This is a genomic window from Colwellia echini (genome assembly GCF_002843355.2).
Taxonomy (GTDB): domain Bacteria; phylum Pseudomonadota; class Gammaproteobacteria; order Enterobacterales; family Alteromonadaceae; genus Colwellia; species Colwellia echini.
Genome location: NZ_PJAI02000022.1, coordinates 45940 through 58887, shown reverse-complemented (window position 1 = coordinate 58887; position 12948 = coordinate 45940). Strand labels below are relative to the sequence as shown.

Below are 12948 nucleotides of genomic sequence, written 5' to 3'. Positions count from 1 at the left end.
AATACCGGCCTGTCACGCCGGGGGTCGCGGGTTCGAGTCCCGTCCACTCCGCCAACTTTGTTAACATATTAGTTATGTAGTTATAACTTGTTGTACTTAATTTAATAAATCAATATTCCTCTGTAATACCTCAAATTAATTTCTATTTTAAGCATATTAATATTTCATAAAATTAAATCTAAAAAGTATTTCTCATTAATATTTTTCAATAAATTTTAATACCTATATATCTCGTTTATTTTAATTTCAATCGTAATCTGTAATAACCCCCACCAAACCAAACCAAACCAAACCAAACTTTTTGATAATAAAAATATATTTAACTTGAATTCGGGATAATGAAAGTGAGTAGAACTGTTCTTACAATTAATAGTTAACCTGAGATCGGGATAATAAAATTGTAGAGTATAACAATATCAACTATTTGTACTCACGCATCTACAATCGTTTTAGTTTTCTTAGTTTAGGAGATAAAGCGAAGCTAATTGTCGCCTAATAAACGAGTTATTGGGATTTTTCTTAACCGGAAGTAATACGAATAATTAAGGCTGTTGTAGCGCTTTGCTTATCCCCAAACTCAGGTTGTTTAGAGTTATTGCTTTAATTTAGGACAAAAAAACACTTGTATAGGTGGTATGACCAGTGCTTTAATCAGATTACTATAATTATAAATGAAAACTAAGATTATCGGAGTAGGCAATGCTAAGTTATAAAGCACCAATCGCAGATATTAAATTTTTAATAGAAGATGTTTTTAAATATTACGATCATTATAAAAAATATGAAGAGTTTGAAGAAGCGACTCCTGATTTGGTCGATGCTATTTTACACGAATGTGCTAAATTTTCTGAAAATGAGTTGTTGCCTTTATATCAAAGTGGTGACAAAGAAGGCTGTCATTTTGATAACGGTAAAGTTACTACACCAAAAGGCTTTAAAGAAGCTTATCAACAATATATTGATGGCGGTTGGTCAGCTTTATCGCATCCGTTAGCGCATGGTGGGCAAGGTTTACCACCATCGTTAGGGATGGTTCAGTCAGAAATGACAGGAACCGCTAATTGGTCTTGGGCAATGTATCCAGGGTTAAGCCATGGTGCAATGAATACAATTAATACTCATGGCAATGATAAACAAAAAGAACTTTACCTAGAAAGGCTAATTCAAGGTAGTTGGACAGGTACTATGTGCTTAACTGAGCCGCAATGTGGTACAGATTTGGGTCAAGTAAAAACTAAAGCTGAGCCAAATGGGGACGGCACATACAATATTACCGGTACTAAAATATTTATCTCAGCGGGTGAACATGACTTAACAGAAAACATTATTCATATAGTGCTAGCAAGATTGCCTGATGCACCACAAGGTACTCGAGGGATTTCATTATTTATCGTCCCAAAAATTAAAGCAGAGCAAGATGGTACGTTAGGTGAGTCTAACCATGTTACCTGTGGCTCTATCGAAGAAAAAATGGGGATTAAAGCTTCTGCTACAGCAGTACTTAATTTTGATAATGCTGTGGGAGAGTTGATCGGGCCTGAGAATAAAGGTTTAGAGTGTATGTTTACCTTTATGAATACCGCAAGAATAGGAACAGCTTTACAAGGGGTTTGTTCATCTGAGCTCGCTTTCCAAAATTCATTAATTTATGCCAAAGAACGATTATCAATGCGCTCTTTAACCGGTAAAAAATATCCTGAACAAGTGGCTGATCCTATTATCGTACACCCTGACGTACGTAAAATGTTAATGACGCAAAAAGTTATTTCAGAAGGTGGCCGAGCGATGATTTATTATACCGCAAAGATTGTGGATGATATTTCGATGGCTAAATCAGAGCAAGAACGTAAAACTGCAGACGATCGCTTAGGGTTTATCACACCAATCCTAAAAGCATTTTTAACAGAGCTAGGTAGTGAAAGTGCTAACCATGGTTTACAAATATTTGGTGGCCATGGTTACATTAAAGAGTGGGGAATGGAGCAAATTGTAAGAGATGCAAGAATATCAACATTGTATGAAGGAACCACAGGTATTCAAGCACTCGATTTATTAGGTCGAAAAATTCTACTAACTCGCGGCAAGTCGTTAAATGATTTTTCGAAAGAAGTTCTAAGTTTTTGTAAAAATAAAAGTTTACTTTCTAATAATCTACATAAAAGAAAAATGAATCGATTTATTTGGCCGTTAAGTAAAGCTATTGCTAATTGGCAGCAATACTCGATGCGTTTAGGTTTTAAAGCACAATCAAATAGGGATGTGGTTGGCTCTGCCTCAGTCGATTTTCTAATGTACTCTGGTTATGTGGTAATGGCTTATTTTTGGGCTCAAATGGCACAATCCGCTTATGAAAAACTTGAAGGTGAGGTTGATAACCGTGATTTTTATCGAGCTAAGATAAAAAGTGCGGAGTTTTATTTTGAACGTATGCTACCTAGAACTAAATCGCTAGCAGCGACTATGATGGCAGATCCGAAAACACTCATGCAGTTAGATCAAGATCTCATGTCATTTCTTTAAAACTAACTTTATTGGCAAGCAACTATAAAAAGTAAAAGTACAGAAAAAGCACGTTATTAATTAATAATAACGTGCTTTATTATTTTTAATTGACAGGTTTTCAGCTACTTTACTGACATGATCCAAGCAATAATTTTGCGAGTAGTCTGCTCAATTAAAGAAATATCTATATTCACCTGTTCAGCCAAATGACTATATTGAAGCTGTGAAAAAACCGTATGCATAATTTTTGCATCAAGCTCAGGGTTTATTTTATTGAAAAAACCACACAGTTGCTCAAAAGGTACCAATTGCGCTAATTCATGTTCCTTTACAAGAAAACGTAACTCAGGAGTAACCTGTACTTCCGTTAACATTAATTGCTCAACAGCTAATGAAATAGCATGATGTTTAATATTTTCAATTATGTGCGCTGAAGCCATGCTGCTTAATTGTTGGCATAGCTTTTCTTTTACTATAGTTTTCTTTCGTTCAGCCTTTGGCACTTGAGTGATAGTGGTGAAAATTTCTTCAAGGATAGTGTCAGTACGCATTAATATACGCTCTGAATTTAATTTAAAAGCTTGATGAATCAACTCTTGAATATCTTTGAAATAATAAGTCGTTAAAGAAAGTTGTAACTCTGCATGATTAGCAATAGCTCGGTGAGTTGTTCCTTTTATTCCACTAAGTGCTAATATTTCAATTGCAGAAATTAAGATTTTTTCTCGTGTTTTTTCTCCTTTAGAACGACGTTTGATAGGGAGGTTTTTTGTTTCTGTTGTCAGCACTTCTGACATTGTATCATTTGCAATCATAGTGATATCCATTAGTCCATTAGCATCAAATTTACTTAATGTTAACATATCTTTTGATTACTTATAATAATAAAAAGAAGTTTATCCCCTTATTAACAGAAATATTATATCGTTTAGTCTAACTACTTAGTTAACTATTTGAATAATGTTAATAAGGGGAATTAAGTAAATAATTAATCCATGTTGTAGTTTATTTAAAACATTTTATTCTAAAAAGCATATTCAAGTAGAAATTAGTTTGTAGCTGCTAGTTGTTTATTATCAAAGTCATCAACTGTAATTACCCATTTACGTCCTTTTTCAGCTTTTATTAATAATTCCGCTTCTGCAGGAGTGATGATATTTGCAACTAATGCTTTTTCAGCTAAAACATCTAACTGGTAAAAAGGATACTTCTTATTGAGCAACTTGCAAATTTTTTCATAAATTGGTTCGCAATTAACAATATCCTCAAGGGTTTGCTCAAGTCGACCAAATATGTTTTTACCATCACGTGTTAGGTATTGTCCATGACCTAATCTTGTTCGAGACGGTGAAGGGTGTTGTAATAGCCTTGCTACTTTATGCGCTAATTCATCACTTGGTTTACTTAACCAAGTGCCTAGCGGGAAAATAATTGCTCTTAAAGTATTCGCAATAGCTTTGTTTGGAAAATTCACTATTAATTCGTCAATTGCATGTTGAATATTATAGAGACAATCGTCAATAGCAAACTGTAACAAAGGTAAGTCTTCTACTTTTCTACCTTCATCATCATAACGTTTAAGGGTTGCACTCGCTAAATAAAGGTTACTTAACACATCACCTAATCGTGCTGAGATACGTTCTTTTCTTTTTAAATCTGCACCTAGTGTCACCATAGCTATATCAGATAACATAGCTAAGTTTGCACTAAAACGACTGAGTAATTGATAATATCGGCGAGTTTGGTCATTAAATGGGCTGCTAACAAATCGAGATCCCGTGATAGAGCACCATAAACTACGACTAATATTACTTATACTAAAACCAATATGACCAAATAGCGCATGATCAAAGTCATCTAATGCTTGTTCGTTATCAGGATTATTCGCGGCGGCTAATTCAGCTAAAACGTAAGGGTGGCAACGTATAGCTCCTTGCCCATAAATTATCATACTTCGGGTTAAAATATTAGCACCTTCAACCGTTATAGCAATAGGAGCACCTTGATAACCTCTGGCAAGGTAGTTATTAGGGCCCATACAAATGCCTTTACCACCATGAATATCCATGGCATCTATCATAGATGAGCGCATTTTTTCAGTAAGATGGTATTTAGAGATAGCCGAGATCACTGATGGTTTCTCGCCCAGATCAATTGCCCCCGTTGACATTGTTGTTACTGCATCCATTAAATAAGCATTTGCACCGATACGCGCTAATGGCTCTTCAATACCTTCCATTTTGCCAATAGGCATTTTAAATTGACGTCTAATTCGGCTATATGCGCCGGTCGCTAACGCCGTAGTTTTAATACCACCCGCACTGTTTGATGGTAGGGTAATGGCTCTACCAACAGATAGACACTCAACTAACATCCTCCAGCCTTGACCAGCCATTTCAGCGCCGCCAATGATAAAGTCAAGCGGTACAAATACTTCATTACCTTGCGTAGGACCATTTTGAAAAGGGACATTTAAAGGGAAGTGTCTTCGTCCGATGATGATATTTGGTAAGTTAGTAGGGATTAGGGCACAAGTAATACCTAAATCCACTTTTTCTGAAAGTAATTGATCAGGGTCTTTTAATTTAAAAGCTAAGCCTAGTACAGTAGCAATGGGGGCTAGGGTAATATAGCGTTTATCCCAAGTGAGTTTCATGCCGAGTACATCTTGACCTTCAAACTCACCACGGCAGATGATACCATAATCGGGTATTGAACCGGCATCTGAACCAGCTTCTGGGCTAGTTAGGGCAAAACAGGGGATTTCTTCGCCTGTGGCTAAGCGAGGTAAATAATGATCTTGTTGTTCTTTTGTGCCGTACTCTTGCAATAACTCACCTGGGCCTAAAGAATTGGGAACACCAACGGTACTAGCTAGCACTGAACTAACGCCAGTCAGTTTTTGTAATACTCGAGATTGAGCGTAAGCTGAAAACTCTAAACCACCGTATTGTTTTTTGATGATCATGGCAAAAAACTTCTTCTCTTTAAGAAACTGCCAAATTTGTGGTGGTAGATCTGCTATTTCATGGGTAATATGCCAGTCATCAGCCATGGCACAAACTTCTTCAACTGGTCCATCGAGAAAAGCTTGCTCTTCAACACTCAATCTTGGGCGAGGAAAGTTATGTAATTTTTCCCAGTCTGGATCGCCACGAAATAAATCCGCATCGAACCATGTTGTACCCGCATCGATAGCTTCTTGTTCAGTGATCGACATCTTAGGCATTATTTTTTTGAAAATAGCTAATAAAGGCATACTAATAAATTGCTGACGCACATTATCTATATTCAAGGGTAATGCGATGACGGCAAATAGTAGCCAAGAAACAAAGCCTATGATGTTAAAAAACGTACCTATTATCATTAATACGGCAAAGCTAAGGGTATAACTTGCTAAAGAAGCTCTTTTATAACTCATAAACCAAGTCAATGAAATTGCGATTAATAACCAAATAATTATATCCACAAGTGGTCCTTTTAGTTTTTGTTTTATAAATTGTTTTGATAAAAAAGTAATTGAATTTAAATTAATTTTTACCGAATGTTATACTCTATTTATAGAGTATATTATTAATTTAGCCAAGCACATTTTATTTTTAACTGTTTGGTTATTTTTTGAGGTTAAATTGAGGTTAGTAAATGTGTGAATTGTTAGCGATGAGTGCCAACGTGCCAACAGATATCTGTTTCAGTTTCAGTGGATTGATGCAACGCGGGGGGAATACCGGCCCTCATAGCGATGGTTGGGGAATTACATTTTATGAAGGAAAAGGCTGCCGAAGTTTTAAAGATCCAATGCCGAGTGCACATTCCCCAATAGCTGAGTTAGTTACCAAATATCCTATTAAAAGCGAAGCGGTTGTTTGTCATATAAGGCAAGCTAATTCAGGTGAAGTGTGTTTAGAAAACACTCACCCTTTTATAAGACAAATGTGGGGGAAGAATTGGACTTACGCGCATAACGGACAGTTAAAAGGTTTTGCTACCGAGTTACCGGTTGAGTACCATTTACCTATTGGTACAACTGATAGCGAGCATGCTTTTTGTTGGATACTTGATCAATTACATCTTAAATTTGGAACAAAACAGGTAGCCGCAAATATTCTCTATTCATTTATCGCCTCACTGGTAAAGAAAATAGACTCACTTGGTGTAGCAAATATCATACTTACGGATGGTGAATATCTATTTGCTTACTGCTCTAATAATCTCCACTGGCTTACTCGAAAAGCACCATTTGGACAGGCAAGTCTCATTGATGCAGAAATGGCAGTGGACTTTCAAAAAGAAACAACAAGTGCCGATGTCGTTACCGTTATTGCTACTAAACCCTTAACAGGGGATGAAACTTGGCACAAAATGCAAGCAGGGCAATGGCAGTTATTCTGCTTAGGTCAATTAATAGCTGAGGAAATTTGCCAAGCACCTGATTAATTGTACATAGGGAGATATTTAGTTTTTAGGTGGTTATAGATTAGAATTAACCGAGGAGTTATCATAAAAACTCCAAGCAACGAAACGACTAACTTTTTGCCCTTGAGCCATATTAACCACTTTAAACTGGTTAACCTTGGCTTTTTTCAAAAAGAGTTTTATTTTAGACAAGTTATCTTTTTTAGAAACTAAACAGGTAAACCAGAGAACTTGCTCACGATACTGTTTACTTTCCTGAATCATTTTCTCTATAAAAGCAATTTCGCCTCCAGGACACCACAATTCGGCTTTTTGCCCGCCAAAGTTTAATGTTTTATTTTGCGGTGTTGATTGCGACGATTCAAATTTTTTAGCTTTACTTAAATTTTTCCATTTCCGTGATGTACCTTGGCTTGCTTCAGCTAAGGAGCGATGAAACGGGGGATTACATAAAGTTAAATGGAAGAACTCATTCTCACCGATAATTCCTTGAAAGATATTTTTACTATTGGATTGTAATCGACATTTTATTGACTGAGCTAAGGTTTTATCACTGGCTATTATATGTTTAGCAACGTTAATGGAAACAGGATCAATATCTGAGGCTATAAAATGCCAACCATAAACTCTTTGACCTAAAATGGGATAAATACAACTTGCACCTGTGCCTATATCCAACACATTAATGGCAGGTTTATTGTTAGGTATTATTTCTGCGGTTGCCGATAATAAGTCATTAAGATAATGTATATAATCGACTCTACCAGGGATCGCTGGGCATAAATAGCCCTCAGGAATATCCCAAAGGTTAACTTTGTAATCACTTTTCAATAAGGCAGCATTAAGTGCTTTTACCGCTAAAGGGTTAGTAAAATCTATTGTTTCTTGATTACTATATTTGTTATTAATTATGAATGCAGATAACTCGGGAGCTACTTTAATTAGCGCTGAAAAATTATAGCCTTGTTTATGACGGTTTTTTGTATGCAAAATTAGCTCAGAGTTAAAAAGAGGTGGTTTTCTTATTTATCAGTTATTTTATTAGTTATTACTTGGTTTGTTACCTATTTTAAAATAACCGTTACTAGTAAATTGAACGGTTTGCGCGCGTTTTTTACCTAAAAGAATGGGACCATCGTCCATAAATAAAAAGTTTTTCCAACAGCGCTTAAATATCAACCAATTTGTTTCTATTACATTATCCCTAGAACTACAGTAATAAACGACGGTATTTTGATCCCAGGCTAAGTGTTTTTCAATTAATTCGGGTAAGGCTTGTTCATTACTGTCCCAAAGACCTTCCCATTTACCTTGTTCAAGCCAATTGTTTTTATCAAATGGCCAATCACCTTTTTTGAAAAAATCAGGGTGATCAACTTGGCGAGAAATAAAGGTATCCCATAAAATATTAGCCCGTTCAATATTCATCGGTTTAATTTTTGCTAAATCCCCCTCTATTATAGGTAAACTTTTATGCTTAAATATCCAAGCATTTTTCAGACTTTCTAACGGAAGGTAATTCATTAATATTACTCGATAAAGGAAACGTGCTAATTATACCCATCAAAACTAAATTAAAAAAGACCAACAATACAAGTAAGCGGTTAGCTATTTTTAAATAACACAAATAAATAAGGCTTTTATAGTATTTTTCATACCACATATATCAGGTCAAATATCCAATCAAGTAACTCCTTCAATAGTAGATTTACTTTAATTCATTATTGTTTCTTTTGCGCAATCCTATAAGCATCAAAAGCAGAAATAAGCCAAAGTATTAACATTAAATAACTCATTATTGTTAAGTTAGGATTATCGATAGCACCTTGTTCAACTAATGCTTGTTGGATGGCCGCAACCTCCAGGGGAATTTTACCTTGAAGGACACTATCAACAACTTTTTGAGTTATATCACGAATGTTAATAATGAAAGTAATGACTAGATAGCTAAAGCTAATAATAAAAGCGGTTGCAGATACATATTTTTTTAAAATTATATGCCCTGAGCCGGGGAATACTAATAATGAAAAAAGGGTGACTTTGGTTGTTAATTTCATGTTTATTCCAAAATTAAATAGTTCAATTATAGTTATATATTTTAACTTGATAATAGACGTTATGTTAATACAATAAAGTGTTAAGGGCTTGTCAAATGGCGTGTTAACGTTTATTAACTTTATATTACGAGTAATAATTAAACAATTGTTTTTATTGTTATAATTATGTATACTCGCGTTAATGGAAAAAGGATCAAATTAGAATGTTTACTCAGATTTACACTCGGTTTTCTATTCTATTTTTGTACGGTTGTATATAAATATTATGGTTTTTCATGATATTTGGGGAAAATGAAACTCTTGTTATTATGGGCTTTATAGCGAGTATTCTTCAGGATCATCTTCACCAAAAGATATGATAAATCAAAGTAACATTAAATTAGCTCTTGTGTAATTTATGTTCAAATGATATTTTTTAATGAAATAATAAAAAGAAGGTGTAATTATGCCACAAGCAGCAATTCGCAAATATGAGGATGAACAGATGCCAATAGCGGACGTTGATCAGCAGCACGTATCAGATGCGGAATCTGAAGAAGCGGTATTGGCAAGTGCAGATTCTGAAAAATCAGAAACTGCTTCTCAAGAAACTTATTATCATTATACCATCGATACAAAAGATCCAGATCCGTTTTTAGTGAAACATAAAACTAAACTTATCTCTGCCTTATTGTTTGCAGGCAGTTTAGTGGCAGGTTTTGTTTTTTACAAACAATTTGAATTGAACGAGCTAACAAAAAACTTTGTTGCAGAACCCGAAGTTAATGATCTTTATTATGTTGATTTCCGTTTGATTAAAGATAACCTTCGTCCGGCTGAAAAATATCGAATGGCAAAAGTTAATGACATCACCGGTGATGTAGTTACCATTAATTTTAGTAGTTATTTCTATATGCAAGAGCATGAATTAAATGAAGCAATTCGTTATGCACAGTTGCGATATGAAAAGTTTTTCCAAGAAAAAAGACATAATTATACGATACTTGAATTACAGTCTATGGTTGAATCTGGAGCTATTACTCTAGCACGTAGACCTATTAGCAATATGCTTGATGGTAATGTTGTTGTACCTGATTCGCACTTTCAAAGTAGCTCGGTGTTTATTCCTGGTAAAAAAGAGAACTTTGCAGGGTTAGAGCATTTAAAATATGCTAAAAACGATCCGGTGAGAGCAGAAGAAGCTTTAGAGAAGTTTGAAGAGTCAGCAGATGCAAACTATGCACCTGGACAAGTTAATCTTGCACAAATGTATCTTAATGGAATGGCAGTAGAAAAAGATTTATATGAGTCATTAGCATTACTTAAAGATGCTTCATTACAGGCTTATGAACCTGCGATATTAAAATATGCGATAGTTTGTCAGCAAATAGAAAGTTGTACAGTAGCTGACTTTTATCAAGAGCTTGTGGAAGCAGGTGTAAATATTGAATTTACTAAGCAAGTTGATGTAAGAGCCACTACAGAACAGTTTGAAAGAGACTTGAAAACAGCTGAAGAGAAAAAGCTGAAAGCCGCTAGATTATAGAAATTAGCGTCAAGAAACATTAAAAAAGGCTTAAAATTTATTTTAAGCCTTTTTAATGTCTGTGAATTATGCTCCAACTAGCGGTTAACTTATTTCAATAACCTGAGGTAGTGATAAACAAAGTGCTACAAAAGTCTTGCTTATCTGTATTTATCCGTTAAGAAAACTCCCAATAACTAAAACTATTTATTATCCTGAGATCAGGTTAAATACTTACTTAACTCTCATATACACGATGAAAAGGGGGTAATGAATCAAGTAGCTGTTTTCCGTAACGTTTTGTTACTACTCGCTTATCAAGCAATGTTATCACACCTTCATCCATTTCATTACGTAATAAACGTCCACAGGCTTGCACAAGCTTTTTAGAGGTATCGGGTACTGATAATGTCATAAATGGATTGCCGCCTCTAGCTGTAACATATTCTGCTTGGGCTTGCTCTACAGGAGATGTTGGTACTGAGAATGGTAATTTGGTTATGATTAAATTATTAAGATACTTTCCTGGTAAATCTAACCCCTCAGAAAAACTCTGAGTACCAAAAATGATACTTTCTTTATCATCATCACAGCGCTTTTTATGTTGTTCGATAATTTGCTGACGAGATAACTCACCTTGCACCATGATCTCTAACTTGTGTTTATCTCTTAACGTTTGTGCTACTTTATTCATTTGCCAGTAGGAAGAAAATAAAACTAAGCTAGCACTACCTTGTTTCAAGTACTTTGGAAGTTTAGTAATGATCTCATCAGTAAAGGCAGGGGCACTAGCTTCATTCTCCATATTAGCCATTATTAGTTGGGCGTTATTATAATAGTCAAATGGAGACTCAACTTGTTGATATTGTGTACCATCATCGTTCTTTAAACCGGCTTGAAAACGAAAATGATCAAACGAATTTAAAGCGCGTAGCGTTGCCGAACAAAGTACAGCACCTTCACATTGACTCCACAACATATTTTCTAAAGTGAAGCCAACTTCAATAGGCGAAGCACTTAATAAGTAATCCTGACGTTTAATGGCTAATTTCTCTAACCAACGAGCCATTGGCGCGCCTTTTTCACTATCCGTTTTAGCATACATGCTCCAAAGCGCTTGTAAGTTCTCTAAACGTTGTAACATAAAACCGGCTTCAGCAAGTAATGGCTCAGCGACAAACATTTTGGTGTCGCCATCTTTAACGGATTCAATAAGAGAGTTGTATAATTTGTTTAAATGACCTATAGATTTTTTACTCAAGTTTTGCAAATCTTCAGCCCAATTTTTTAATGTTTGCGGAATAATACCATTTTCAAATCGATAAACTTGTTCATCATTTGTAGATTTTTGAGATAAATTATTTTGCGAAGAGCTGTTATTCTGAAGAAAATACACTTCTGAATTTGCCTCAACAAAGTTTAAGACTTTTTGCATTTCCATTAGTAGATCTTGGCAATCATCACCGAGTTTTAGGGCAGGAGAAATAGCACTTTGTGACTTAATTAGATTAGACATTTTATCGCCAGTCTCTTTCAGTTTAGTTAGCCATTCTATAGAGCCTTTTAGGGTGATACTGGCGCTTGAAAAGTCACGCGTTACCTTTGGGAGATGATGCGCTTCATCTATTATATAAAAGGTGTCCTCCGGGCTAGATAGTATCCTGCCTCCACCTAACTCTAAATCAGCTAATAATAAACTATGATTTACCACCAGCACGTGTGCTTTGTCCATAGTTTCACGTGCTTTATGAAATGGGCAGTGAGTATGCTCAGATAAATGCTTTAAACAGCTGTGTTTATCGGTTTGAACTTGTTGCCAAATATGATTTGGAAGGTGGGTTTCCCAAGAATCTATATCACCTAACCAACTGCCATCAAGTAATGCTTTATGCATTTTATTTAAAGTACGAATATCTTTAGCATCTGGCTTTTCAGCAAAGGTAAATCCGACTTGCTCAGGTTCATTATCGCTGGTTACCGCTTGCGTTAATTTTTGTCGACAAACATAACGTTGTCTACCTTTTACTAAAGTGAACTCAAAATCTAAGCCCGCATACTTTTTAAGAAAAGGTAAATCTTTATCAACTAATTGCTCTTGTAAAGCGACAGTTGCTGTTGAGATACACACTTTTTTATCACGAGACAGCGCGAGTGGAATTGCGCCAAGACAATAGGCGAGAGATTTACCCGTACCTGTGCCGGCTTCAATAGTTATTATTTTTCGGTCTTTACTATATTCACCCGCTAAGGTTTTAGCAATTTCGGCAATTAATAGCGTTTGTTGTTTACGCGGATTAAAATGCGTTAAATTTTCGCCTATGGCTTTATACGACTGACGTATTGTTTGCTTTAACTTATCAGATAACATGGTTGTTAGTTTCCAAAAAACAGGAGATCGGTTACACTGCTGTATATATTAACAGGTTTAATCAGATAGCACGAAAAATTTAATGCATTTAACCGACTAAT

Annotated in this window: 9 protein-coding genes; 3 read left to right on the top strand and 6 right to left on the bottom strand. The window is 35.3% G+C overall.

Annotated elements, in window-relative coordinates; genetic code table 11:
• The first annotated feature begins 699 nt into the window (after window positions 1-699).
• Entirely contained in the window at window positions 700-2520 is a 1821-nt protein-coding gene (locus tag CWS31_RS15115) for an acyl-CoA dehydrogenase C-terminal domain-containing protein (RefSeq protein WP_101345749.1), read from the top strand.
• A 104-nt stretch (window positions 2521-2624) separates the two neighbouring features.
• Here CWS31_RS15115 and CWS31_RS15110 read toward each other — a convergent pair whose 3' ends face one another.
• Both CWS31_RS15110 and fadE read right to left on the bottom strand, forming a co-directional pair.
• A complete protein-coding gene (locus CWS31_RS15110) occupies window positions 2625-3365 on the bottom strand; it encodes a TetR/AcrR family transcriptional regulator (RefSeq protein WP_101345748.1) in 741 nt (246 codons plus the stop codon).
• A 185-nt stretch (window positions 3366-3550) separates the two neighbouring features.
• Window positions 3551-5971, bottom strand: a complete 2421-nt coding sequence (fadE, locus tag CWS31_RS15105; RefSeq protein WP_101345747.1) for an acyl-CoA dehydrogenase FadE — start codon at window positions 5969-5971, stop codon at window positions 3551-3553.
• A gap of 173 nt (window positions 5972-6144) precedes the next feature.
• Here fadE and CWS31_RS15100 point away from each other — a divergent pair, with 173 nt between their 5' ends.
• Window positions 6145-6939 carry a class II glutamine amidotransferase gene (locus CWS31_RS15100; protein WP_101345746.1) on the top strand — a complete coding sequence of 265 codons (795 nt, stop codon included), beginning with the start codon at window positions 6145-6147 and terminating at the stop codon, window positions 6937-6939.
• A 33-nt stretch (window positions 6940-6972) separates the two neighbouring features.
• On the opposite strand, the gene rlmF is transcribed toward CWS31_RS15100, so the two are convergent.
• The 3 genes from rlmF to CWS31_RS15085 all read right to left on the bottom strand — a co-directional run bounded on the left by rlmF (window position 6973) and on the right by CWS31_RS15085 (window position 8975).
• On the bottom strand, window positions 6973-7908 hold the full coding sequence (gene rlmF / locus CWS31_RS15095; protein ID WP_101345745.1) for a 23S rRNA (adenine(1618)-N(6))-methyltransferase RlmF: 936 nt from the start codon (window positions 7906-7908) through the stop codon (window positions 6973-6975).
• A gap of 51 nt (window positions 7909-7959) precedes the next feature.
• A complete protein-coding gene (locus tag CWS31_RS15090) occupies window positions 7960-8442 on the bottom strand; it encodes a DUF2947 domain-containing protein (RefSeq protein ID WP_101345744.1) in 483 nt (160 codons plus the stop codon).
• Window positions 8443-8639: 197 nt separating this feature from the next.
• Window positions 8640-8975: a hypothetical protein gene (locus CWS31_RS15085; protein ID WP_101345743.1), complete on the bottom strand. Its 336-nt coding sequence runs from the start codon at window positions 8973-8975 to the stop codon at window positions 8640-8642.
• Between the two features lie 445 nt (window positions 8976-9420).
• Here CWS31_RS15085 and CWS31_RS15080 point away from each other — a divergent pair, with 445 nt between their 5' ends.
• Window positions 9421-10500 (top strand): SEL1-like repeat protein, encoded by a 1080-nt coding sequence (locus tag CWS31_RS15080; RefSeq protein WP_101345742.1) that lies wholly within the window; start codon window positions 9421-9423, stop codon window positions 10498-10500.
• A 217-nt stretch (window positions 10501-10717) separates the two neighbouring features.
• On the opposite strand, the gene dinG is transcribed toward CWS31_RS15080, so the two are convergent.
• Entirely contained in the window at window positions 10718-12847 is a 2130-nt protein-coding gene (dinG, locus tag CWS31_RS15075; protein ID WP_101345741.1) for an ATP-dependent DNA helicase DinG, read from the bottom strand.
• Window positions 12848-12948 lie beyond the last annotated feature (101 nt).